Origin of the sequence: Micromonospora olivasterospora (genome assembly GCF_007830265.1) — a bacterium.
Classification (GTDB): Bacteria; Actinomycetota; Actinomycetes; order Mycobacteriales; family Micromonosporaceae; genus Micromonospora; species Micromonospora olivasterospora.
Map to the genome: position 1 here is coordinate 1980483 of NZ_VLKE01000001.1, position 23989 is coordinate 2004471.

Annotated in this window: 24 protein-coding genes; 8 read left to right on the forward strand and 16 right to left on the reverse strand. The window is 74.7% G+C overall.

The window, feature by feature from the left end:
- Position 1: 1 nt before the first annotated feature.
- The 12 genes from gvpO to JD77_RS09105 form a co-directional block, all read right to left on the reverse strand.
- A complete protein-coding gene (gvpO, locus tag JD77_RS09050; protein ID WP_145773878.1) occupies positions 2-349 on the reverse strand; it encodes a gas vesicle protein GvpO in 348 nt (115 codons plus the stop codon).
- Positions 350-354: 5 nt separating this feature from the next.
- Positions 355-714, reverse strand: coding sequence for a gas vesicle protein GvpG (locus tag JD77_RS09055; protein ID WP_145773879.1), 360 nt, complete (start codon positions 712-714; stop codon positions 355-357).
- Positions 715-717: 3 nt separating this feature from the next.
- Positions 718-1473, reverse strand: a complete 756-nt coding sequence (locus JD77_RS09060) for a GvpL/GvpF family gas vesicle protein (protein WP_145773880.1) — start codon at positions 1471-1473, stop codon at positions 718-720.
- Between the two features lies 1 nt (position 1474).
- Positions 1475-1912: a gas vesicle protein GvpJ gene (gene gvpJ / locus JD77_RS35445; RefSeq protein WP_145773881.1), complete on the reverse strand. Its 438-nt coding sequence runs from the start codon at positions 1910-1912 to the stop codon at positions 1475-1477.
- Positions 1913-1915: 3 nt separating this feature from the next.
- Positions 1916-3160, reverse strand: a complete 1245-nt coding sequence (locus tag JD77_RS09070; protein WP_246140581.1) for an SRPBCC family protein — start codon at positions 3158-3160, stop codon at positions 1916-1918.
- A 2-nt stretch (positions 3161-3162) separates the two neighbouring features.
- Positions 3163-3666 carry a hypothetical protein gene (locus JD77_RS09075; RefSeq protein ID WP_211372518.1) on the reverse strand — a complete coding sequence of 168 codons (504 nt, stop codon included), beginning with the start codon at positions 3664-3666 and terminating at the stop codon, positions 3163-3165.
- A 289-nt stretch (positions 3667-3955) separates the two neighbouring features.
- Positions 3956-4465 carry a GNAT family N-acetyltransferase gene (locus tag JD77_RS09080; protein ID WP_145773882.1) on the reverse strand — a complete coding sequence of 170 codons (510 nt, stop codon included), beginning with the start codon at positions 4463-4465 and terminating at the stop codon, positions 3956-3958.
- 158 nt (positions 4466-4623) lie between these two features.
- Positions 4624-5415: a hypothetical protein gene (locus tag JD77_RS09085; RefSeq protein ID WP_246140582.1), complete on the reverse strand. Its 792-nt coding sequence runs from the start codon at positions 5413-5415 to the stop codon at positions 4624-4626.
- Positions 5416-5650: 235 nt separating this feature from the next.
- Entirely contained in the window at positions 5651-6172 is a 522-nt protein-coding gene (locus tag JD77_RS09090; protein WP_425463560.1) for a DUF3263 domain-containing protein, read from the reverse strand.
- A gap of 92 nt (positions 6173-6264) precedes the next feature.
- A complete protein-coding gene (locus tag JD77_RS09095; RefSeq protein WP_145773883.1) occupies positions 6265-7284 on the reverse strand; it encodes an ABC transporter permease subunit in 1020 nt (339 codons plus the stop codon).
- A complete protein-coding gene (locus JD77_RS09100; RefSeq protein ID WP_145773884.1) occupies positions 7281-8291 on the reverse strand; it encodes an ATP-binding cassette domain-containing protein in 1011 nt (336 codons plus the stop codon). Before JD77_RS09100 ends, JD77_RS09095 begins: the two co-directional genes overlap by 4 nt.
- Positions 8292-8386: 95 nt before the next feature.
- A complete protein-coding gene (locus tag JD77_RS09105; protein ID WP_145773885.1) occupies positions 8387-9172 on the reverse strand; it encodes a DeoR/GlpR family DNA-binding transcription regulator in 786 nt (261 codons plus the stop codon).
- Between the two features lie 199 nt (positions 9173-9371).
- Here JD77_RS09105 and JD77_RS09110 point away from each other — a divergent pair, with 199 nt between their 5' ends.
- From JD77_RS09110 to nagA, 3 genes are read left to right on the forward strand one after another with little or no spacing between them, the layout of a single operon-like run.
- The gene (locus JD77_RS09110; RefSeq protein ID WP_145773886.1) at positions 9372-10301 is read left to right on the forward strand and encodes an SIS domain-containing protein; all 930 of its coding nucleotides are present in this window, start codon (positions 9372-9374) and stop codon (positions 10299-10301) included.
- Positions 10298-11233 carry an ROK family protein gene (locus tag JD77_RS09115; RefSeq protein WP_145773887.1) on the forward strand — a complete coding sequence of 312 codons (936 nt, stop codon included), beginning with the start codon at positions 10298-10300 and terminating at the stop codon, positions 11231-11233. The genes JD77_RS09110 and JD77_RS09115 overlap by 4 nt, the downstream gene beginning before the upstream one ends.
- A complete protein-coding gene (gene nagA / locus JD77_RS09120) occupies positions 11233-12342 on the forward strand; it encodes an N-acetylglucosamine-6-phosphate deacetylase (RefSeq protein ID WP_145773888.1) in 1110 nt (369 codons plus the stop codon). Before JD77_RS09115 ends, nagA begins: the two co-directional genes overlap by 1 nt.
- 35 nt (positions 12343-12377) lie before the next feature.
- Here the strand turns inward: nagA and JD77_RS09125 are convergent, their stop codons facing one another.
- On the reverse strand, positions 12378-13601 hold the full coding sequence (locus JD77_RS09125) for a DUF4032 domain-containing protein (protein WP_145773889.1): 1224 nt from the start codon (positions 13599-13601) through the stop codon (positions 12378-12380).
- Positions 13602-13679: 78 nt separating this feature from the next.
- On the opposite strand from JD77_RS09125, the gene JD77_RS09130 reads away from it, so the two are divergent.
- Both JD77_RS09130 and JD77_RS09135 read left to right on the forward strand, forming a co-directional pair.
- Complete coding sequence (locus JD77_RS09130; protein ID WP_145773890.1) at positions 13680-14438, forward strand: phosphatase PAP2 family protein; 759 nt, start codon at positions 13680-13682, stop codon at positions 14436-14438.
- A gap of 10 nt (positions 14439-14448) precedes the next feature.
- Positions 14449-15693 carry an APC family permease gene (locus JD77_RS09135; RefSeq protein WP_145773891.1) on the forward strand — a complete coding sequence of 415 codons (1245 nt, stop codon included), beginning with the start codon at positions 14449-14451 and terminating at the stop codon, positions 15691-15693.
- A 46-nt stretch (positions 15694-15739) separates the two neighbouring features.
- Here the strand turns inward: JD77_RS09135 and JD77_RS09140 are convergent, their stop codons facing one another.
- A complete protein-coding gene (locus JD77_RS09140) occupies positions 15740-17536 on the reverse strand; it encodes an NAD-binding protein (RefSeq protein ID WP_211372519.1) in 1797 nt (598 codons plus the stop codon).
- 85 nt (positions 17537-17621) lie between these two features.
- Between JD77_RS09140 and JD77_RS09145 the strand changes: the two genes are divergently transcribed.
- The 3 genes from JD77_RS09145 (at position 17622) to JD77_RS09155 (ending at position 20462) form a co-directional block, all read left to right on the forward strand.
- Positions 17622-18101: an MSMEG_6728 family protein gene (locus tag JD77_RS09145; RefSeq protein ID WP_145773892.1), complete on the forward strand. Its 480-nt coding sequence runs from the start codon at positions 17622-17624 to the stop codon at positions 18099-18101.
- A gap of 4 nt (positions 18102-18105) precedes the next feature.
- On the forward strand, positions 18106-19635 hold the full coding sequence (locus JD77_RS09150) for an FAD-dependent oxidoreductase (protein WP_145773893.1): 1530 nt from the start codon (positions 18106-18108) through the stop codon (positions 19633-19635).
- A gap of 383 nt (positions 19636-20018) precedes the next feature.
- The gene (locus JD77_RS09155; RefSeq protein WP_145773894.1) at positions 20019-20462 is read left to right on the forward strand and encodes an HNH endonuclease; all 444 of its coding nucleotides are present in this window, start codon (positions 20019-20021) and stop codon (positions 20460-20462) included.
- Positions 20463-20611: 149 nt separating this feature from the next.
- On the opposite strand, the gene JD77_RS09160 is transcribed toward JD77_RS09155, so the two are convergent.
- Together JD77_RS09160 and JD77_RS09165 are read right to left on the reverse strand one after the other, a co-directional pair.
- The gene (locus JD77_RS09160) at positions 20612-21382 is read right to left on the reverse strand and encodes an enoyl-CoA hydratase/isomerase family protein (protein ID WP_145773895.1); all 771 of its coding nucleotides are present in this window, start codon (positions 21380-21382) and stop codon (positions 20612-20614) included.
- Positions 21383-21511: 129 nt separating this feature from the next.
- A complete protein-coding gene (locus JD77_RS09165) occupies positions 21512-23905 on the reverse strand; it encodes a M4 family metallopeptidase (protein WP_145773896.1) in 2394 nt (797 codons plus the stop codon).
- Positions 23906-23989: the final 84 nt, after the last annotated feature.

A 23989-nucleotide genomic window follows, 5' to 3' on the forward strand; every position in this document is an offset into this window, starting at 1 on the left:
GTCAGCCCACCTCCCCCTTGCCGCGCGGGTAGCGGCGCACCCGCCGGTACCCGAGCAGTTCGCCCTCGACGTCGAGGTCCACCTCGTACAGCCCGAGCAGGTCGGTCGAGGCGGGGACGCGGTGATCCTCGATCACCTCGACGCCCACCCGCCAGCCGTCCGACGTGGCCTCCAGCGAGGTGGTGCCCTGCACGTCCCGGTCGGTCAGCGCGGCGATGACGCGCAGCCCCTCGCGGGCCGCCTCGACGGCCGACAGCGGCTCGACGTACTCCTCTTCCTCGTCGTCGTACCGGTCGTCGTCGGGCTCCGCCGGGCCGCGCCGGCGTTCCCGGTCCCGTCCCTGGGTCATCGCGCTCACCTCCCTCGGCGTGGCTGCCCGCCGCGCCGCCGCTCGCCGTCGCGGGCCGGCCGCCGGGCGACGGGCGCGGCGGCGGTGTGCCGCCGCTCGCCGTCGCCGGTCCCCCGCCGCTCACCGGCGGGCGCGGGGCGGCGCACGCCGGTGAGCCGGTCGAGGACCTGCTGCTGGGCCCGGTCCCGCTCCCGCTCGGTGATCTCGCCGGCCGCCGCGGCCCGGTCCAGCTCCTCCAGCTCGCGCCGGATGTTCGCGGGGTTCCGCTGCCGGGACTCGGCCTCCTGGGCGATCACCTTCACCACCGCGGTCAGCCCGCGCACGGGGGCGTACGGGAGGGTCAGCAGCGTCCACAGGATGTCCACGCCTCACCCCACCAGCTGGTGGGCGTCGACGAAGTCGTACGGGGCGTGCGGGCCGAGCAGGCGCAGCCGGAGCAGTCCCCCGCGTTCCTCGGCGTACTTCTCCAGCGCGTCGACGAAGTCGTCGGCGCGGTCGGCCTCAACCAGGAACGCGAGGTGCACGGCGTCCAGCTCGCTGCTCGGGGCCCGGGCGGCGCTGTCCACCACCAGCGCCGCCACGGCGTCCAGGACCTTCCGGTTCTCCGCCTCGCGGCGCAGCTCCACGCCCTGGCTGATGATCTCGCCGAGCCGGATGCGCTCGGCTCGGGTGGCCTCCTCCGGCTGCCCGCGTACCTGCCGGGCCAGGTCGGCGGCGGCCGGATCGTCCGCCAGCACGTCGGCGACCAGCTCCCGCTCCTCGTAGCGGCCGTGCACGACGAACTCGGCCCGGCCCTCGAACTCGTCGAGGGCGGCGGCGAACCGGTCGTGGTGGGCCTCCAGCAGGTCCGCCACCGCGTCCGGCCCGGTGACCACCGTGCCGAAACGCACCGGCAGCACCGGCGCCACCGCCGCCGTACCGTCCAGCAGCTCCTGGTACGCCGTCAGGTCCGCCGGCCGGCCCAGCGGCTCCTCCAGCCCCACCTCGCTGACCAGCGCGGCCAGCTCGCCGTGCCGGATCGCCGCCACCTCGCCCGGCGGGTCGCCGACCCCCTGGGCGTCCGGGGTCGGCTCGACGTCGGACGGCACGATGCCGTAGACGAACAGCCCGGTCTCCTCCGCCATCTCAACGCTCCTCGTCCCGGCGCCGGCGCGACCGCTCGCGCCCGCCACCCTCGTGTCCGCCGTCCTCGCCGGTCCCGCCGACTACCTCGCGGACCGCGTCGCCGATCGCCCCGACCGTCTTGCCGAGCCCGGCGGCGGCCTTGGCCTTGCCGACGGACCTGGTGGTGTCCCCGATGAGGTCCGGCAGCCCCTTCTGGTTCTTCGGGGTGATGTCGAGCCGGTCGACCGCCTGCGCGAACCGCAGGTACGTGTCGACGCCCGCGATGACCACCCGGGCGTTGATCTCCAACAGTTGGATGCCGACCACGGCCACCGACACCTGGGCGTCGATCACCACGCCCTTGTCGAGCACGGTCTCCACCACGTCGGCCAGGCTCGTGCCCGAGCCCTGGCGCTCCAGTGCACCGCCGGCCTGTCCGCCGGTCGTCGCGACAGTCATTCCTCACGCTCCTCTCGCTTGCGCCGGACCACGGGTCGCCGCGGCGGCTCGGGGGATCGACGGACGACCGGGCGGGGGCGCTCCGGCTCCTCGCGCGGCTGGGGCGGCGGGCCCGCTCCGGCTGCCGCCGGCGGGCGGCGGGGGCTCCTCCTCCGGCTCCTCCTCGTAGCCCTCGTCGTACGCCTCGTACTCCTCGTCGTACTCGTCGTGCTCCTCCTGCTGGGGACGGCGACGCTCGGGCGGACGACGGCGGCCGCGGGCCGCGGGCCGCCGCTGTTCGCGCTCCTCCTCCGGCTCCTCCTCGGGTTCCGCCCGCGGTTCCTCGGGCCGGCCCCGCCCCGCGGGCCGCCGTCCCTGCCCCCGCGCGCGTTCCTCGCCCTCGCGTTCCTCGCCCTCGCGTTCCTGCTTGCGCTCCTCGCGCACGGCGGTCTCGTGGTCGCGCACCACGCGGGAGTCCTCGATCTCGCCGCGCCAGCCCTCCACCGCGTCCGGGTCGAGGACCGTCCTGGTCATCACGTGCCGCACGAAGTGCTTCAGCTCCAGCCGCACCCGGCGGCCCTGGGCCCGCCAGAGGTTGCCGGTGTGCTCGAAGAGGCCCTGTGGGTGGTACTCCAGGACGACGAGGATGCGGGTCAGGTCCGGGGCCAGTTCGTGGAAGCTGACAGTGCCGTCGACGGAGCCCTTCTCGCCCTTCGACCGCCAGTGGATCAGCCGGTCCGGGACCTGCCGGACGATCGTCGACTCCCAGGTCCGGTGCGACCAGAACACCCGGGCCTTCCAGGTCAGCTTCTCGTCGCTCACCGCCTCGGCGGACTCGACCTTCTTCATGAAGCTCGGGAAGTCGCCGAACCGCGTCCACTGGTTGTAGGCGACCCGCACCGGCACGCCCACCTCGATGGACTCGACGATGTTGGTGACCTTGAGCTTCTTCTTCCCGCCCCGGCCGCCCCTGCCGCCACCGAGAGCCGACATCAGCTTCTCCTTACCGCCGGCCAGGCCGGCATGGAACATCGCCTTCACCGGGGAGTCGCCCTCGGCGAGCCGCTGGGCGCCCGTCGCGGCGGCGATCAGGCCCGGGCCGCCGCCCTGGCGGGCGTACTCGCCGAGCCGCCCGGTCGCGCCGGTGACCTTCTCGGTCACCACGGACACGGCGCGCTCGCCGATCGCCGAGGCCAGGTTGCGCAGCTCGCCGCCGAGCTGGTCGCGGGCCTGGTCGACCAGGCCGCCGGGCTTGCGGTTCTCGGGCATGGTCACCGCCTCCGTCGGTGGGGGGTGGGCTCGGGCGCCTCGTCGTCCGGCTCCGACCGGTCCACCGGCTCGTCGTCCCGGTCCTCGTCCCAGTCGGCGTCGTCCCGGTCGGCGTCGTCCCGGTCCGTCTCGTCTCGGTCCCTCTCGTCTCGGTCCCTCTCGTCTCGGTCCCTCTCGTCGCGCCGGCCGACGCCCGCCGACCGGCGGCGCAGGGCGTCCGCGCCGCTGCGCAGGCTGCCGCTCAGGGCGTCGATGCCGCTGCTGGCGGCCGTCGTCACGGCGGTCCTGCCGGCCGAGGCGAGCGGGCCGCCGAGGCGGCCGAGGTTGCTCAACTGAGGGGACGACTCGAGGAGTTCCTGGCCGTACCGCAGGAGCCCGCCCGGGTTCCGGCTGGCCCGGCCGATCGCCACGGCGGCGGCCAGCGTGAGCGCTCTACCGAGTTTTTTCCGGCGGCCGAGGAGATATCCGAGGCCCACCGCGAGTCCGAATCGAACCTCGCTCTTCATCGTTTCTCCTTAGCTCCCCGGCCCGGAGACACCCATTGGAGAAAGGCCGGATACCAACTGCCGGGGATCAGCACTCAATGACCTCTACCTGGGCGTCCCGCTTCATCGGACCCGGCCGGCAGTACCCCGCGCCATATCTGCGAAACATCCGCGCTCCCCGGGCGCGGCAAGCGGTGCACGAGATTCGGAAGCCGGCGAGACTACATCGCAGCCGGCCACAAAACAGGCACGGGCCCCAGACGGAATAGCGTGGACCATAACGCCCACGAGAATTCGGGGAAGGTTTACGCTAAAGAGCCGGCGGAATGGCGTCGAGGCAGATTTCCGCAAAAACCGCGTCGCCGTCCTCGCGTAACTTGGCGCCACATCTCCGCAACGCCGAGACGGCCCCGGCGTTGTCGCGGGTGGTGCTCGCCACGACCGTGCGCATTCCGGCCGCCGCGGCGAGGTTCAGCAGCTCGCGCAGGGCGGCGCCGCCGATCCCCTGCCCCCGGGCGGAGCGCCCCAGCCAGATGCCGGTCTCCACCGTCCCCGGCTCGGGGCAGCGGGTCATCCGGATCATCCCCAGCACCTCGCCGCCGACGAGGATCGCGTACATGCGGGTGCGGGTCGGGCCGTCGAAGCCCGCGAAGCCGCTGCGGTAGTAGTCCCGGAACGCCTCCCGGCGCGCGAGCGACCAACCCGCCGGTGCCTCCACCGGAGGCATCACGTCGTCCGGCTCGGCCTCGGCGACGGCGACGGAGAGCAACGGCTCCAGATTCCGCTCGTCCACCGGTTCCAGCCGTACCGCACCTGCCACGTGCCGCAGTCTGCCGTCCGCATCCGCCCGAGTCCACCCCTTTGCCCCCGCGCCACCGGTCCGGCGGCGGGTTTGGGCCGGTCGGACGGGGTCGGGTGGTCCGCCTCACCGGGTGCCGCCGCCGCCCGGCCGCACCGCCTCGCACCGCACGGCCGGGCTCACGCGGGCGCGAACTCGCAGAGCACGACCGACGCGTCGTCCGTGGCCTTCTGCCGGCGCAGCCGGTCGGGCCGGTCGCGTTCGGCGGCGCGGACCAGGCCGATCAGCGCCTCCGGCCCCTCGGCGGTCACCAGGTCCAGCAGGCCGGCCCAGTCCAGGAGCCCGAACTGCTCCACCGCGCCGGAGGCGCCGTCGGTGAGCAGGGCAGCCCGGCGCAGTCCGGCCGGCCCGCGCAGCGACACCGTCCCGGTGACCGCGTGGTACGCGGCGTCCGGGTCCGCCGCGGCGACCCAGTAGCCGTGCGTGCGGTTCATCCGCTCCCGCTGCACCGCCACGGCCCGCCGGAAGCGGGTGGCGGGGTCGTCCGCGTCGCCGGCCGGCACGCTCGCCGCCATCCGGCGCAGGTCAGCCATCGCGGTCGCCAGCCGGTCGTCGGAGATCACGTCCACCCGGCCGCCGACGTCGAGCACGAGCGGGCTGTCGCAGAGCACCAGCCAGTCCGCCTCCTCGCCGCTCTCCCGCAGCAGACAGACGGTGGCCGAGGGCGTACCGGGGTGGTCGAGGTCGCACCTGCTGCCGTGGTCGGCCCGGACCGCGAGGATCGCCGCCGCGAGGTTGCTCATCAGGGTGGCCGCGGGGCGGGCGGCCACGGCCAGCCCGATCCGGGCGGCGAGGTGCCGGACGTACCAGACTGGGCCGTGCACGCAGCCGGTGTCGAAGCCCTCCGGCACGGTCGCGCCGTCGAGCACGCCGACCAGCGGCCCGTACCGGAAGACCAGATCCTCGTTCACCGCGCGGCCGGTGGCCGGCGCGGACGCCGACCGGACCCGCATCATCGGCCCCGCCGACCCGGCCCGGGTCCCGGGCGCGGCCGCGGCCTCCGCCGTCGCCACCGGCCCGCGCGCGGCCCCGCCCGGCCGGGCACCCCCGGCGGTACGCCCCCTGTGCTGCCGCCATGCTCCGCTCCCTCCGTCGCGGGCCGGCTACCCCGCCGCGCGGGGGACATGCCGGTACGGGACCGGCGGCTCAGCGGCGCCGGTTGCGCGCCCGCGAGGTACGCAGCCGGCGCAGCCGGGCGACCAGCACCGGCTCGGCGGCCAGCGCGGCCGGATTGTCCAGCAGCGCGTTGAGCAGCTGGTAGTAGCGCGTGGCGGAGAGCGCGAAGGTGTCCCGGATCGCCTGCTCCTTGGCGCCGGCGTGCCGCCACCACTGCCGTTCGAAGGCGAGGATCTTCCGCTCCCGCTCGGTCAGGCCGTCCGTACCGCCGGCCGGCGCGGCCGGCCCGTCCCCGGCGGCCGCCCCAGGCCCGGAAGCGGGCGCCGGGGTCGCCGCCTCGGGGGCGGAGCGGGGCGGGGGAACGGTGGGGCCGCGCCCTCGCGGGCGCCTGCGCCCGCACGCCCGCCGGAGCCGGACGGCTCGGGCCGGTCGGTGGCGGCCGGGGAGACGTCGGCAGGCGGCATGGCGCTCCTCACGCGGGCGTGCGAAGGGCCGGCAGGACGCGCCGACCGGGGGGAATCCCAGCCTAACCAGGGTCGACCAGGACCGCATCGGACGCGCGGTCCGGCGGCGGACGCGCGGCGGCCCCGCTCCCCGGGCCCGGTCGGCGAAACCGGGCGGACGGGAGCGGGGCCGCTCGACCGTCAGGCGATGTCGCGCCGACGCATGGTCACCAGCGCCGCGCCGAGGGCCAGCACCAGTCCCACGGTGAGCAGGATCGCGGAGTGCTGCCAGGTCAGCTCCAGGGTGTCCGGCTTGCACTCGCCGCCGTAGGAGATCGTGTTGCAGGACTGCCAGTTCTCCAGGGTCACCTTCTGGTCCATCCAGGCCAGCCCGTACGTCGGCAGCAGCCACGCCTCGACGAAAGGCGTCCCCGCCATCGACAGCACGATGCCGAGCCCGAACTGGCCGACCACGACGAGCCCGATCGCCCCGCCGAGGGCCATCGCGGTGTGCCGGCCGAGCGAGGCGAGCGCGAACCCGATCGTCGTGGCGACGGCGATCAGCGCCAGCCCGCGCAGCCCGGTCAGCGCGAACGACTGCCACACCCCGGAGGTCGTTTTCGCGGTGGTGCCGCGCAGCGTCCCGATCAGCCAGAATCCGGCCGTCCAGAGCACCGCGGCGGGCAGGGTCACGGCGAGCAGGCCGCTCAGCAGCGCCGCGAGCTTGGTCAGCAGCACCCTGAGCCGCTGTGGCCGCCACAGCAGCAGGTTCATCATCCCGCCGGAGCTCCACTCGGCACCGACGTAGGAGGCGCCGACCACGAACCCGACCAGCGCCAGGATCGCGGTGAACGCGGTGATCGTGTCGCCGAAGCTGGCGCGGAAGTCGAACGTCGACGGCAGGAACCACCGCGCCTCGACGCTCTCCGGCGGCGGCGGGCTGATCATCTCGCAGTCCGGCGGGTACCGGCCGTCCTGCGCCTGCCCGGACGCCTTGGCCTGCTCGCAGGCCGTCCGCTCCTGCTGCGCCCAGCGCACCTGCTCCTGGTACTGCTGCTGGGCCTGGCGCTGCGCCTCGGCCTGCTCGGCCGGGCCGATCTTGTGGTTGGTGAGGAAGATCCCGACCAGCACCACCCCGAGCACCAGCAGGCCCAGCAGTGTCATCCAGCGGGCGAAGCGCCGCTTGCCGAGCCGGCGCAGCTCCGTGCGATAGAGGCTCACACGCCCCACCCTCCTCCGGCGACGCTGGGCTGGCCCCCGTCGCCCACCTTCGTGGACTCGTCGACCTGGCGGTGCTGCCCGGGGACCGGGGCGGTTGCGGTCAGCTCCAGGAAGACGCTCTCCAGGTCGACCGTGACCGGCACCAGTTCGCTGACGTACAGGCCGTTCTCGGCGAGGAGCCGGGTCACGGCGGCCGGCTTGTCGACGCCGGCGAGCACCAGGTGGTCGGGCTGGGCGGTCACCTGGACGCCGGCCCGGGTCAGCGCGTCGGCCGCGGCGGCCAGGTCGGCGACCGCCTCCAGGCGGACCCGTACGGAGCCCTGAGAGTGCGCGGCGAGCACCTGCTCGACCGGGCCGAAGGCGACCCGCCGGCCGAGCGAGATGATCGTGACCGAGTCGCAGATGAGCTGGATCTCGCCGAGGATGTGGCTGGAGAGCACCACCGTCATCCCGGACGCGGCCAGGTCCCGCATCAGGGTGCGCATCTCCCGGATGCCGCCCGGGTCCAGGCCGTTGGCGGGCTCGTCGAGGATGAGCAGCTTCGGGTCCTTGAGCAGGGCCGAGGCGACGGCGAGCCGCTGCTTCATGCCCAGCGAGTACGTCTTGACCCGCTCCTTGGCCCGGTCCCGCAGGCCGACCAGTTCCAGCACCTCCTCGACGCGGGCCTGCGGCACCCCGCCCGCCCCGGCGAGCAGCGAGAGGGTGTCGCGGGCGGAGAAGTGCGGGAAGAACTGGGGGCTCTCCACGATGGCGCCCACCCGGCCGACCACGGCGGGCAGGGCGTCCGGCACCTCCTGCCCGAGGATCGCCATCCGGCCGGCGTTGGGCCGGATCAGGCCGAGCAGCGTACGCAGCGTGGTGGTCTTGCCGGAGCCGTTGGGCCCCAGGAAGCCGTGCACCTGCCCCTGCTCGACGAGCATGTCGAAGCCGTCGAGGGCGTGTCGTACGCCCCGGCGGCGGCTCCTGTACGTCTTACGTAGACCTTCTATCTCCAGGACAGCCGGCAAGGCTGTACCTCCCCCCGATGAGTGTCGGTGACGAGGCACACCATACGCGGTATACATCGGACCGCAATACCGGGTATACACGGCGGGCGTGTCGCTCAGGCGCAGATGACGTGGACGCCCGCCGCGCGGAAGGCGGCGACGACCTCCGGGGCGGCGCCGGCGTCGGTGACCAGGGTCTCCACCCGGTCGACGGGGCAGATCCGGGCGAAGGCGTGACCGCCCAGCTTGGACGAGTCCGCGATGACCACCACCCGCTTCGCCCGGGCCACCATGAGGCTGTTCATCGCCGCCTCGCCCTCGTGGTGCGCGGCGGCGCCGAGCTGCGGGTCGATCGCGTCCACGCCGAGCAGGGCCACGTCCAGGGTGACCTCGCGCAGCAGCGCCCCGCCCAGCGGGCCGACCAGCTCGAACGACTTGGGCCGGACGACGCCGCCGGCCACCACCACCTTCATCCGGGACCGGACCAGCAGCTCGTTGGCGATGTTCAGCGCGTTGGTGACCACGGTGAGCTGGGCGCCCTCGGCGCTGGTGTTCAGGTCGGGCCGGACGGCCAGGGCCCGGGCCACCTCCGTGCTGGTGGTGCCGCCGTTGAGGCCGACCACGGTGCCCGGCGAGACCAGCGCCGCGGCGGCGGCGCCGATCCGCTGCTTCTCGGCCGAGTGCTTGGCCGTCTTGTAGCGCAGCGGCAGGTCGTACGACACGCCGTTGGCGACCGCCCCGCCCCTCGTACGGGTGATCATCTGCTGCTGGGCGAGCTGGTCGAAGTCGCGCCGGATGGTGGCCTGGGAGACGTCCAGCCGCTCCGCGGCCTCCTCGACGGTCACCCGTCCGCTGTCGGTCAGCATCTCCAGCAGCGCGTTCCATCGGGCGTACCGGTCCACCGCGGGGGCCTCCACTGACTCTGCACGAACGGTGATTGATTGCGTGCACAGTAGTGCGCGAAACTGCGAAGGCGCAAAACTCCGGCCTGCGCGATCCGGGAGCCTGTTGCCAGGGCCCCTCCGGTTCGCGCAGAATGACGCGCGAAAGACGGCCCTAACGCGCCGTATCGCGCAGACCCTCCCCCGGCGAGGAGTTCTCATGGCTTTCGTCCACGCGGAGATCGCGAGTCAACCCGACTGTTGGCGGGAGGCGGCGCTGCTGGCCCCCACGGTCGCCGAGCACCTGCCGCGCCCCGGAGAGCGGGTCGCCGTCGTCGGTTGCGGCACGTCGTGGTTCATGGCGACGGCGTACGCCGGGCTGCGCGAGGCCGCCGGCCAGGGCGAGACCGACGCCTTCCAGGCGTCCGAGTTCCCGGCCGGCCGCCGCTACGACCGGCTCGTCGCGATCACCCGCTCCGGCACCACCACCGAGGTGCTGGACCTGCTCGCCGCGCTGCGCGGCCAGCTCCCCACCACCGTCGTCGTCGGCGATCCGGCCTCCCGCGCCGTGGCGCTGGCGTCCGCCGCGGTCACCATGCCGTTCGCCGACGAGCGCGCGGTCGTGCAGACCCGGTTCGCCACCACCGCGCTGGCCCTGCTCCGCGCCCACCTCGGCGACAACCTCGTCGCGCTCTCCGCCGACGCCGAGGTGGCCGTCCGGGCGCCGCTGCCGATCGACCCGGCCCGGATCGAGCAGGTCACCTTCCTCGGCCGGGGCTGGACCGTCGGGCTGGCCCAGGAGGCGGCGCTGAAGTGCCGCGAGGCGGCCACCTTCTGGGCCGAGGCGTACCCGGCGATGGACTACCGGCACGGCCCCATCTCCGTGGCCGCACCGGGCCGGCTGGTCTGGGCGTTCGGCGGGATCCCCGACGGGCTGCCCGAGGACGTCGCCGCCACCGGCGCCGCCTTCGTGCACAGCCGCACCCACGGCTGCCGCACGGTGCTGACGAGCTGGGCGGCCGGGCGTACGCCGCTGGACCCGATGGCCGACCTCATCCTCGCCCAGCGCTTCGCCGTCGAGCTGGCCACCAGCCGCGGCCTCGACCCGGACGCACCGCGACACCTGGCCCGCTCCGTGGTACTGGCGTGAGCCGAGCGCACGTCGTCGTCGCGCTGGACGTCGGCGGCACGGGGATGAAGTGCGCCCTGGTCCGCCCGGACGGCAGCACCCTGCACACCGAACGGCACCCGACCGACGCGGGTCGCGGCCCGGACGCCGTGGTCGACACCATCCTGGAGGTCGCCGAGGGGCTGGCCGGCAAGGCGCGGGCCGACGGGCTCGACCCGGTCGCGCTGGGCATCGCGGTGCCGGGCGTCGTCGACTCCGCCCGCGGGGTGGCCGTCTGGTCGGCGAACGCGGGCTTCCGGGACGTACCGCTGCGGGACCTGGCGGTGGCGCGGCTCGGGCTGCCGACGGCGCTCGGCCACGACGTGCGCGTCGGTGGCCTGGCCGAGGCGCGGCTCGGCGCGGGCCGGGGCACCGGACACGTCCTCTTCGTCGCGATCGGCACCGGGATCGCCGCCGCACACGTCGTCGCCGGGTCGGCCGCCGTCGGCGCGCACGGCGCCGCCGGGGAGCTCGGCCACATCCTGGTACGCCCCGACGGGCCGCGCTGCGGCTGCGGGCGCCCCGGCTGCCTGGAGGCGGTGTCCTCAGCCGCCGCGATCGCCCGCCGGTACGCGGAGCTGGCCGGCGCGTCGGCCTCCGCCGCCGAGGTGGCCCAGCGGGCCGCCGACGGGGAGCCGACGGCCGACCGGGTGTGGCGGGAGGCGATCGAGGGGCTGGCGGACGGGCTGGCCAGCGCGCAGGCCCTCTTCGACGTCGAGCGCGTCGTGATCGGCGGCGGCCTGGCCCAGGCCGGCCCCCTCCTGTTCGAGCCGCTGCGGGCGGCGCTGCGCGAGCGGATGACCTTCCACCGGGAGCCGGCCCTGGCCGCGGCGGCCCTCGGCGACGAGGCCGGCTGCCTCGGCGCCGCGCTGCTCGCCCTGGACGCGATCGACCTCGACAACTGGAGACACTGATGACCCTGCGGGTGAGCGGCAAGGTGGTGACCCCGACCGGCGTCGTTCGGCAGGGCTGCGTGGAACTGGAGGACGACCGGATCACCGCGGTCGCCGAGTACCCGGCGGCGCGCGACGGCCACTGGGTCGTCCCCGGCTTCGTGGACATGCACACCCACGGCGGCGGCGGGCACACCTTCACCACCGGCGACGCCGACTCGGCCCGCGCGGCTGCGGCGTTCCACCTCCGGCACGGCACCACCACGCTGCTGGCGAGCCTGGTCAGCTCCCCGTTCGAGCTGATGCGCGACGCCACGGCGGCGTTCCGGCCGCTGGTCGCCGAGGGAGTGCTGGCCGGCGTCCACTTCGAGGGGCCGTACCTGTCCGCCGCCCGCTGCGGGGCGCAGAACCCGGAGTTCCTGCGCGACCCGTCCACGGAGGAGCTGGCCGCCCTGGTCGAGCTGGGCGAGGGAGCCGTCCGCATGGTCACCCTGGCTCCCGAGCGGGACGGCGCACTGGAGGCGATCAGGCTGCTCACCGCCCACCGCGTGGTCGCCGCGGTCGGGCACACCGACGCCACGTACGACCAGACGCGCGCCGCCGTGGCGGCCGGCGCGAGCGTCGGCACCCACCTGTTCAACGGCATGCGCCCGGTACACCACCGCGAGCCCGGCCCCGTGGTGGCCCTGCTGGACGCCCCGAACGTCGTGTGCGAGCTGGTGGCCGACGGGGTGCACCTGCACGACGGGACGCTGACCTTCGTCACCTCGACCGCGGGACCGGAGCGGGCCGCCCTGATCACCGACGCGATGGCCGCCGCCGGGATGCCCGACGGCGAGTACGAGCTGGGCGGCCAGGCCGTCACCGTGGCCGACGGGGTGGCCCGCCTCGCCCGCGACGGCGCGATCGCCGGCAGCACCCTCACCATGGACGCCGCACTCCGGCACGCCGTGCATGCCGGCATCCCGATGGCCGACGCCTGCCTGATGGTCGCCACCACTCCCGCCCGCGCGATCGGCCTCGGCGACCGGCTCGGCGCGCTCCAGGTCGGGCTCCGCGCCGACCTGGTCGTCCTCGACGACGACCTCAACGTACTCCGGGTGATGCGCGGCGGCGCCTGGGTGGAGTGACACCAGCGACGTCGCCGCGTGGGCCGGCGGCGCCGTCAGTCGGCCGGGTGCACCTCGACGCCGAGGACGGCCTGCTCGTCCGGGCGGTGCACCAGCACGTCCGACAGGAACGACTGCACCGCGGGGCCCATGCCGACGTCCCGGCCGGCCTTCTCCGACAGCAGCCACTTGTGCTCGATGAGCTGGGTGAACAGCTCCTGCGGCTCCAGCTTGCGGCGCAGGTGCGCCGGCACCGCCCGGACCACCGGCTCGAAGACCTCGGTGAGCCAGCGGTGCGCCGCCTGCTGCTCGTCGGTCAGGTCGCTCTCGGCCCGGTAGGCGTCCAGGTCGTTGAGGAGCTTGCGGGCCTGGTTCTCCTCGGCGTCGAGGCCGGTGAGTCGGAGCAGCCGGCGGCTGTGGTAGCCGGCGTCGACCACCTTCGGCCGGACCAGGTAGCGGCCGTCGGAGACGGTCGACATGGCCACCTCGGCCACGTCGAAGCCCAGCTCGTTGAGGCGGCGGATCCGGCGCTCGATGTCGTGCCGGGCGTCCCGCTCGACCTGCTGCTCGTACGTGACCTCGTGCCAGAGCCGCTCGTAGCGCTGCACGACCTCCTCGCAGACCACCTCCGGGTCGATCGACTCGTGCAGCAGGCCCGCGGCCTGGAGGTCCAGCGCCTCACCGAAGATGTTGACCCGCGCGATCTCCACGTCCTCGCCCCGCTGGCCGTTGGAGAGGGAGGTGCGCAGGGCCCCGGTCTCGGCGTCGACGAGATACGCGGCGAACGCGCCGGCGTCCCGCCGAAACAGGGTGTTCGACAGCGAGCAGTCACCCCAGAAGAAGCCGGTCAGGTGCATCCGGACCAGCAGCACCGCCAGCGCGTCGAGCAGCCGGCCCATCGTCTCCGGGCGCAGCGTCTGGGAGAACAGCGCCCGGTACGGCAGGGAGAACTGGAGGTGCCGGGTGATCAGCACCGGGTCGAGCGGCTCCCCGTCGTCGGTCTGCCGGTCGGCGACGATGGCCACCGCCTCCACCGCGGGGAAGTCGATCCGCTCCAGCGCGCGGAGCAGGTCGTACTCCCGTTCGGCGACCCGCTCGCCGGTCTCCTTCACCGCGTACACGTACCCGCCGAGGCGGACGAACCGGACGATGTGCCGGGAGATGCCCTGCGGCAGCGCCACCAGGTGCTCGGCAGGCCACTCCTCCAGCGGGGTCGACCAGGGCAGGTCGAGCAGCGCCGGGTCCACGAGGGCAGAGGTGATCCGCACGTCGACAAGCATGACGGCTGGTTCCGCCGAGCGCCTCCCATCGTGGCTCGCCCCACAGCCCGCCGGTCGCGGGGCCGGTAGCGTGGTCGGGTGCAGAAGACCAGGACCGTACGGCTGCGGCCGGTGCGCCCGGCCGGCTGGTGGTTCGACGCGCTGCTGCTCGCCGGCTTCGCCGCGATCACCCTCGCCCTGGCCGAGGGAGCGCTGCTCGGCCTCGACCTAGCGGTGAGCCGGTGGGCCTTCGCCCACGACCCGGCGCCGCTCTACTGGGCCGCCCGGATGTTCAACCTGCTCGGGCAGGGCGGCTGGCTGCTCATGCCGGTGTCCGGGGCGCTGGCGGCGGCCGTCGCGTGGCGGCAGCACTCCGTCCGGCCGCTGCTGCCGCTGGCCGGGGCGTTCGTGCTGCTGTACCTGACCGTCGGACCGTTGAAGCTGTGGACCGACCGGGCCGCCCCGAGCGCCACCGTGAAGAAGCCGTTCCTGCCGCCCGCCCAGGCGGTACGGATCTTCAACGAGCAACTGCCCGCCGACGCGTACTCGATGTCGTACCCGTCGGGGCACGTCGCGAACGCGATCGTCTGGTACGGGGTGATCGCCGTGCTGCTCGCCGCGCTGACCGCCGGACGGCTGCACCCGGCCGCGTACCGGCTGGTCCGGTTCGCACCGCCGGCGATCCTGCTGGTCACCACCACCTACCTGAACTTCCACTGGCTCACCGACGGGCTGGCCGCGCTGCTGCTCGGGCTGTTCCTCGACCGGCTGCTGCACCGGGTGCCCTGGGACGACCTGCCGCTGCCCCGCCGGCTGGGCGGCTGGGATCGTCCCGCGCTGTTCACCTCGACCCTCTAGGGTCCGGTCTGTGGAAGGGTTGACGCGGCGGTTGGGCGTACCCGATGCGGTGGTCGTGGGTCTGGGGTCGATGCTCGGCGCGGGCGTCTTCGTGGTCTTCGCGCCGGCGACCGCGGCGGCCGGCGGGCCCGGACTGCTCGTCGCGCTCGCCGTCGCCGGCCTCGTCGCCTTCTGCAACGCGACCAGCTCGGCCCGGCTGGCGGTCCGCTACCCCGAGTCCGGCGGCACGTACGTCTACGGTCGCGAACGCCTCGGCCCGTTCGCCGGCTTCCTCGCCGGCTGGGGATTCGTGGTCGGCAAGACGGCGAGCTGCGCGGCGATGGCGCTGACCATCGGGGCGTACCTGTGGCCCGGGCGGGCCCGGCTCGTCGCGGTGGCCGCGGTGGTCGCGGTGACCGCCGTGAACCTGCGCGGCATCGGCAAGACCGCGACGGCCACGAAGGTCCTGGTCGGCGTGGTGCTGGCCGTGCTCGCCCTGGTCGCGACGACCGGCCTGGTCGGCGGCGGGTTCACCCCGGCCCGGCTCGGCGGCCCCGGCGATGTCGGGGCGCACGGCGTGCTCGCCGCCGCCGGGCTGCTGTTCTTCGCGTTCGCCGGGTACGCCCGGATCGCCACCCTCGGCGAGGAGGTACGCGACCCGGAGCGCACGATCCCCCGGGCGGTGCCGCTGGCGCTCGGCGTCGTGCTGGCGATCTACCTGGTGCTGGCGGTGGTCGCGCTCGGCGTGCTCGGGGCCGACCGGCTGGCCGGGTCGGCCGCGCCGCTGGCCGACGTGGTGACCGCCGCCGGGCTGCCCGGCCTGGCCTGGGTGGTCCGCGCCGGGGCGACCGTCGCGGTGACCGGCGTGCTGCTCTCGCTGCTCGCCGGGGTCGGCCGGACGGCGCTGGCGATGGCCCGCCGCCGGGACCTGCCGCACGCGCTGGCCGCCGTCGACGCCGTGCACCGGGTGCCGCGCCGGGCGGAGCTGGCGGTGGCCGCGGTGGTGGCGCTGGTGGTCGCGGCCGGCGACGTACGCGGGGCGATCGGCTTCTCCAGCTGCACCGTGCTGGTCTACTACGCGATCACCAACGCGGCGGCGCTCACCCTGGGCCGGGACCCGGCACGGCGGCTGCCCGTGCGGCTGCTCGCCGCGCTGGGGCTGGTCGGCTGCGTGACGCTCGCGGTGAGCCTGCCGGCGGCCAGCGTCCTCGCCGGCGCCGGCGTGCTCGCCCTCGGCGCCGCCTGGTACGCGCTGCGCCGCCGCCTCGGCCGCTGACCGGGTGACGCCGCCCCGGGGCGGTCGGCGCCGGCCGAGCCTCCGCTCACTGCTCGCCGGCCCTCGGCAGGGGCGCGCCACCCGGGGCGTCGGGCAGGTGGGCAGGCGGGGACGGGGCGGTCTCGCGGAGCAGCGCGGTCAGCCCGGCCCGGCGGGCCACCACGGTCAGCCGGTCCCCCGCCGTGATCACCAGGCGGGGGTCGCCGAACCAGTCCGCCTTCTGCCCGGCGCGGGCGTGCGCGAGCAGGCGTACCGCGCCGGGGCGGGCCACGGCGGCGAGCGGGCGCCCGTCCAGCGGCGACCCGGCGGCCACCGACACCTCCGTGACCAGCAGCGCGTGCCGGCGCACCGGGATGGTGGCGATCACCGCCCGGTCGAGCAGCGCGGCGGCGAACGACGGCGCGGCCAGGTACGACACGCTGCGCGAGATGCCGATGCCGAACGCCCTCTGGACGCGCTCGGCGAAGTCGCCGTCGAACAGGCGCAGCACCACCCGCAGGTCCGGGTTGAACCCCCGGGCGTTCAGCGCCGCGCGGAGGTTGGCCCCGTCGTCGGTGGAGACCACGACCAGGGCCTGGCAGGTCTCCACGGAGGCGGACCGCAGGGTCGCCTCCAGCGCCGCGTCGCCGACCACCAGCGGCACGCCGATCCGGTGCGCCAGCGCGGCGCCGCGCGCCTCCGGGTTCTTGTCGATGGCCACCACCTCGACGCCGAAGTCGTGCAGCTGGGCCATCACCCGGGTGCCGATGTTGCCGAGGCCGACCACCACGATGTGCCCGGACCGGTGCGGCTGGAGCCGGCCGGTGTGCAGGGCCAGCCGGGCGTTGACGATGCCGTCGACCACCACGGCGGTGATCAGCGGGATCAGCGCGAGCCCGGCCAGGTTCAGCACCACCTGCATGATCTGCGCGGCGACCGGCTTGTCGAGGTTCGGGTCCTCGCCGGTGAGCGTGGTGACCAGGGTGAGGTAGAGCGCGTCGGCCCAGCCGACGTGCGCGGCCCGGGCGTTGAGCCAGCCCAGCACGGTGATGACGGCGAGCAGCACCAGCACCGCGACGCCGACCTTGCGGGTGGCGAAGCTGCGGACCGCCCGCAGCAGCACCGCGACCGGCCGGCGGCGCCGCCTGGCCCGGGCCAGGCGGCGGGCGGCCCGCCTGGTGCCGGGCGACTGGCCGGTCGGCTCGGCGAGCACCAGGTCGGCGGTGGACTCGTCGGCGGGCAGCAGGTGGACGCGCGCCGGATCGCTGGTGTCGGCGACCCCGCAGACCACGTCCTGCGGGCGCACGTCGGCGCGGCGGGCGACGTAGAGGGTCCGCCCGGCGTGCCGGAAGTGGGTCAGGTCGACCTCGCCGAGCGCGGCGGCCACGAACGCGGGGGCCGCCATCGACGCGTCGGAGAGCACCGCCGAGTCGGGGAAGAGCTGCCGCAGGCCGTTGGCCAGGCTGGTGTTGAACATCCGCACGACCAGGCGCAGCCGGGGCTCGACCTCCTGGGCGCAGAGCGCGGCGTGCATGTTGCCCACGTCGTCCTGGTGCAGCAGGGCCAGCCCGTCGGCGCCGGCCAGCCCGGCCCGCCGGAACGTCGCCTCGTCGAGCCGGTCCGCCCGGACCACCTGGACGCCGTCGAGATCCCGGCCGTCCGGGCCGTCCGAGCGGCGGCGCTCCGGCACCACCAGCGTGATCCGTACGGGGCCGGACTCCAGCTCGGTGGCGAGCAGCGCCTTCACCACCCAGTACGCCAGCGGGTCGGACCCGCAGACGACGTAGTGGGGACGGTGTTCCCCGTTCATCCGTAGCCGCCAGCCCGTCGCGCGGCGTGCCCGGTCGCGCAGCGGCTCCCCCATGCGCCGAATGGTAGTCAAGGGCCGAAAGCCGGCGCAGCCCCACGATCAGGAACCTACCGGGTACGGCGGCGGGTAGAACGGTGGCATGCAGACGTTCCTGCCGTACCCGGACTTCCTGGCCAGCGCCCGGAGCCTGGACCAGAAGCGGCTCGGCAAGCAGCGGGTGGAGGCCATCCAGGTGCTGCGGGGGCTGACGTGGCCGACGTACGGCTGGCGCAACCACCCGGCGGTCAGGATGTGGGCCGGGTACGAGGAGGCACTGGTCCGGTACGGGCTGGACGTCTGCGCGGTCTGGTGCGAGCCCGGCCGGGCCGACACCTGCGCGACGACCCTGACCACCGACCTCGCCGCCGCCTGCGGCGTCGCCACGGTACGCACCCAGCCGGAGCTGGCCGAGGCCGGCGAGCTGCCGCCCTGGCTGGGCCGCGAGGACCTGCACCGCAGCCACCGCTCCTCCCTGCTGCGCAAGGATCCCGAGCACTACGGGCGGCTGTTCGGCGACGTACCGCCCGACCTGGAGTACGTCTGGCCCGCCTCGGACCGCCCCCGCCGCTGCCCGGCGTGACCGGATGGACGTGTCGCGGATCGTCGGCCGCCTCGTCGGCGTACGACAGCACGTGGTGGACCCGGGCGGCGGTGGTGCGCCCCGCGTGCCGGAACCGGTCGCGGCCCTGGTGGTCGGCGGCGGGATCGCCGGCATGTCGGCGGCCGTGGTGCTCGCCGAGCGCGGGGTGAGCGTGACGGTGCTGGAGGCGGCCGCGACGCTCGGCGGCCGGCTGGGCGCGTGGCCGGAGACACTGGCCGACGGCACGCCGCAGGCGGTCGAGCACGGCTTCCACGCGTTCTTCCGGCAGTACTACAACTGGCGCTCGATCCTGCGCCGGGGGGACCCCCGGCTGGGCTTCCTGCGGCCGGTCCCCGGCTACCCGGTCGTGTCGGCGCGGTGGCCGGAGGAGGAGTTCGGCCGGCTGCCGCCTGCCCCGCCGGCGAACCTGCTCGCCCTGCTGCTGCGCAGCCCCAGCGTGCGCCCGCGCGACCTGCGCGCGATGGACCGGGACGCCGCGCTGCCGCTGCTCGCCTACCACCCCGTGCGCACGTACGCGGAGCTGGACGGCGTCACCGCGGAGGAACTGCTCGACTCGTTGCGGCTGCCGGACCGGGCCCGGGCGATGCTCTTCGAGGTCTTCGCGCACTCGTTCTTCAACCACGAGGCGGAGATGTCGGCCGCCGAACTGGTCGCCCAGTTCCACTTCTACCTGCTGGGCAACCCGGAGGGGCTGGCCTTCGACTGCCCGGACGAGGACCACGCCACCGCGATCTGGCGGCCGCTGGCCCGGTACGTGGAGGGGCGCGGCGGGCGGGTGCTCACCGGGGCCGCCGCCGGCCGGGTGGAGCGGGGCCCGGACGGCTGGCGGGTGACCACGGCCGACGGCGCCTCGTACGCGGCCCGGCACCTGGTGCTCGCCGTCGACCCGCCCGCGCTGGCCGCGCTCGTTGCGGGCTCCCCCGGGCTGGCCGGTGCCGCGCCGCGACTGGTGGCGCGGATGCCCGCGTTCGGCGTGCCCGGCCCGCCGTACGCGGTGGCGCGGTACTGGTGCGACGGGGACGTCGACGCCGGCCGGGCGGTGTTCAGCGGGGTGTCCCGGCAGCCGACCCTGGACTCGGTGACCCTGTACCACCGGCTGGAGCGCGAGGCCCGCCGCTGGGCGGAGCGCGCCGGCGGTGCGGTGGTCGAGCTGCACGCGTACGCCTGCGAGCCGGACGTGCCGGCCGACGAGTTGGCCCGGCGGATGTGGGGCGAGCTGGCCGTGCTCTGGCCGGAGGCGGCCCGGCTGCGGATCCGGGAGCTGCGGGCCCGGGTGGCGGCCCAGGCCCCGGCGTTCGGCCCGGGCAGCCACGCGGGGCGGCCGGGGGTACGCACCGAGGCCGCAGGGCTCTACCTGGCCGGCGACGGAATCCGGACGGATTTCCCGAGCGCGCTGATGGAGCGGGCGGCGGCGACCGGGATCGTCGCCGCGAACCACATCCTGCGGGCCGCGGGCGCGGCGGCGGAGCCCGTCCGCTCGGTCCGCCCCCGCGGCCTGCTCGCCCGACGATGACCCGGCGGGCGTCACTTACCCGCGATCTTGCACTTGCTGCCCCGATAAAAGGCAGCAAATCACTCATATCGGGGGCCGGAAGTGCAAGATCGCGGGGACCGTGGGCGGGCTGCGGCGGATCGAAATGCGTTGCCCGCCTCGCGCTCGCCGACCTACCGTGATCGCGCAAGGTCAACCAGTACGCCGGGAGCAGGCCATGCCGTTGTCGCACGTCACGAGCGTGCCGTCGATGCTGCCCGTCGACGGTTGCCGATCCGAAGGTCCCCGGGGCGGGTGGCCCGACTGACGCGTGCCCGCACGCGTCGAGCCGCCCGTCCACCGTCGGACCGGGCGGCTCGTCGCTGTCCGGCCCGTGCCACCGTCGAGCTTGGAGGGAGAACCCGGTGGAAGCCGTACTCGTCGTCAACGCCGACCTCGGCCCGCTGCACCGGGTCACGGTCCAGCACGCGATCCGGATGCTCTGCCGCCGGGTCGCCGAGATCCACGAGGCCGAGCCGGACCAGGTGATCGGGGTCTTCCCGATGCCCCGGGTGGTCCGCCTCGTCCGGTACGTGGTGACCCGCTGGCGGTTCGGCGCCGGCCCGGCCTGGTCCCGGGCGGGGGTGTTGCGCCGCGACGGCGGGTGCTGCGCGTACTGCGGCGGGCCGGCCAGCACGATCGACCACATCCTGCCCCGTTCCCGCGGCGGCCGGAACACCTGGCGGAACACCACCGCCGCCTGCTACGGCTGCAACCAGCGCAAGGGCGACCTGACGCCGGCCGAGGCGGGCATGCCGCTGCGGAGCGAGCCGGTCATACCGGGCTGGGCGTCGCTGGCCGGGCGGTGACGGGCCGGCCGGCGGGCATCGGGGGACCGCGTCGGGAGTACGTCCCGACGCGGCGCCCGCCGGCCCCAGCCGTCTCGTCCGCCAGCGACGACGGCGACCAGGCCAGGGCCAGGCCAGGCCAGGCCAGGCCAGGCCAGGTCAGGCCACCGTCAGCCGGCGGGCGGGGTCCAGCGGAACACGGGCGGCCGGCGCTCGTTGGCCGCCGCCACCCCCTCGCGGGACTCGCCGCTGTCCCGCGCCCTGCGGTGCCACCAGGCGACCCGGGCCGGCCCGGCCCGGTCGTCGATGATTTCCTTCGCTGCGGCGATGCTGAGCCGCGAGCGCCCCGCGATCGTGGCGGTGAGCGCGTCCACCCGGGCGGCGAGCCCGTCGGGCGGCAGCACCTCGTCGACCAGGCCGATCCGCAGCGCCCGCTCGGCGTCGACCAGCTCGGCGGTGAAGAGCAGGTGCTTCGCGGCGGACGGGCCGACCAGCCGGGCCAGCCGCCGGGTGGCCGGCGCGGGGTACACCAGGCCCAGCCGGGCCGGCGGTACGCCGAACCGGGCGTCGGCGGCGGCGATCCGCAGGTCGCAGGCCACCGCGAGCTGGCAGCCGCCCCCGACGCAGGCGCCCTCGATCGCGGCCAGGGTCGGCCGGTTGCACGCGGCGAGCCGCTCCTCGGCCGCGACGGCGATGCTGGCGTCCCCGGCGGCCAGCAGCTCGTCGAGGTCCCCGAGGTCGGCGCCGGCGCAGAAGGTGCCGCCGGCGCCGGTGAGCACCAGCGCGCGGACACGCTCGTCCGCCTCCAGCCGGTCCAGCAGCACCGGCAGCTGCCGCCACATCGCCGGGGTCATGGCATTGCGCCGGCCCGGGTGGGAGATCACGATCCTGGCCACCGGCCCGGCCGTCTCCACGGTCAGCTCCGCGTCCGACACCGTCACCGCCCCTTCGCCTCGCCCGCCCCTCGGCCCGGCGCGGGAGCGCGCCGGCCGGTGCGGCGACCATAGCGGCGCGGGCCCGGCGACCACCCGCGTGGGGTGGCCGCCGGGCCCGCCGGCGGTACGGCTACGTCAGGAGACGTCGACCGCCGTGTCATCGACGACGAAGGAGGTCTGCAGCGAGGCGTCCTCCGTGCCGGTGAACTTCAGGGTGACGGTCTGGCCCGCGTACGCGGCCAGGGAGAACGACTTCTGGCTGTACCCGGCGGCCTTGTTCAGGTTCGAGTACGTGGCCAGGGTCGCCAGCACCGTCCCGGACGAGTTGAGCACCTGCACCCGCAGCGTGTCGTACGCCACGGTCGTGGTGGTCTCGGCCGAGTCGATGTGCAGCCAGAAGCTGAAGTTGTACGAGGAGCAGCCGGCCGGCAGGCTCACGGACTGGGAGACCGTGTCGGTGTGGCTGACGCCGTAGCCGTCCATCCAGGCGTTCCAGGTGCCGGTGCGCGGCGGCTGACCACCGCTGCCGTTCTGGCCGATGACGCCGGAGCTGGCCGTCCAGACCGTGTTGCCGGACTCGAAGCCGGGGTTGCCGAGCTTCTGGCCCGGGCTGGTGCAGCCGCCGGTGCCGTTGACGGTCAGCGAGTAGGTCGCCGTGCGGTTGCCCGAGGTGGCCGCGCCGGTGACCGTGACGGTGTAGGTGCCCGGCGCGGTGCTGGCCGAGGTGCTGATGGTCAGGGTGGACGAGCCGCCCGAGGTCACCGAGGCCGGGCTGAACGACGCGGACGCGCCGGCCGGCAGGCCCGACGCGGAGAACGTCACGGTCTGCGCGGAGCCGCTGGTGGTCGCGGTCGACACGGTGGTGGAGACGGCGCTGCCCGGATTCACCGAACCGGAGGTCGGCGACAGCGTCACGGAGAAGTCGTTGCCGGTCGGCGAGCAGGGCGCGTCGTTGCCGGCCACGTTCACCGCGGTCCACGCCGCCTGGACGGCCTTGTACTCGACCGAGCAGCTGCCGTACAGGTCGGTCGCCGCGCGCAGAATGTACGCCCGGGCGGTGTTGGCCGGGTTGGTGGTGTTGACGTACGACGTGCTGGAGGTGAAGTACACGTCGAGCGCGCGGTACCAGATCTTCTCCGCCTTGGCCCGACCGATGCCGGTCACCGCGGGGGCGGAGCCGCAGAGCGGCGAGGTGCCGTACGCGGTGGAGCCGGTGCCCTCGGCGAGGTTGAAGAAGAAGTGGTTGCCCGGGCCGGAGGAGTAGTGCACGTCGACGTTCTTGGTGCTGGTCGACCAGCAGGTGTGCGACGCGCCGTCCAGGCCGGGGTTGTACATGTAGCGCAGCGGCGTGCCGTTGCCGTTGATGTTGATCTTCTCACCGATCTGGTAGTCGCCCGGGTCGGCGCTGGTGTTGGCGTAGAACTCGACCGCGGTGCCGAAGATGTCGCTGGTGGCCTCGTTGAGACCGCCGGACTCGCCGGAGTAGGCCAGGCCGGAAAGGGCCTCGGTGACGCCGTGTCCCATCTCGTGGCCGGCCACGTCCAGGGCGACCAGCGGGCGGGAGTTGCTCGCGCCGTCACCGTACGTCATCTGGGAGTCGTCCCAGAAGGCGTTGACGTAGTTGTTGCCGTAGTGCACCCGGCTCGGCACGCCGGCGCCGTTGCCGAAGATGCCGTTGCGGCCGTGCACGAGCTTGAAGTAGTCGAACGTCTTGGCGGCGCCGAAGTGGGCGTCGACGGCGGCGGACTGCCGGTTGGAGTTGGCGCCGGTGCCCCAGACGTTGTCGGCGTCGGTGAACGTGGTGCAGGTCGACGTGCCGTTGTTCATGTCGCAGGTGCGGCCGTTGCCGTGCGACGGGTCGACCATCTGGTACGTGCTGCCGGAGAGCGTCGTGTCGACGCTGACCGTGCCGGAGTAGATGCTGTTGCCGGTGCCGGCGACCGACTCGATCTCGTCGTAGGAGCCGATGACCCTGCCGGTGACCGCGTCGGTGACGACGTGCAGGCGCGAGGGCGTCTGCTTGTCGGCCTGCCAGCCGGAGGCGACGGTCTCCCAGGCCAGCCGGCCCTTGCCGGTGCTGGCGTCGACGAAGAGCTCCGGGGCACCCACCTCGGTGAGCGAGCCGGAGAACTCCTGGCGGGCGGCCTCCTTGGCCTTCGCGGCGGAGACCTTCGGGGTGGTGCTGAGGGCCAGTGGTGCCGCGAGACCCACCGAGGAGCCGGCGTAGGCGCCGTCCGCCGCGGTGTGGATGACGAAGTCACCACCGTAGACGCGCAGCCCGTGGTAGGTCCGGGTGTACTTGGTGTGGGACGCGCCGTTGGCGTCCACCTTCGTGCGGACGGCCTGGTACGCCTCTCCGCTGGCGCCCTGTACGGCGCCGGGGTTGCTGCGGAGGATCGACTCGGCGCGGGCCGCGGGCGAGGAGTCCGGGGCTGCGGCGGTGGGCGCTACCGCCTGCGCCGTTGTGGCGCCGGTCAGCAGGCCGCCGGTCAGCAGTGCTGCACCGGCAGCGGCGAGGGTTCTCTTCACGTGCCCTCCTGACAAGGAATGTGTGACGGGGGTAATCACACATATAGATATAGGCATGCATCCAGGAAAAGAGAAGGGGGAAGA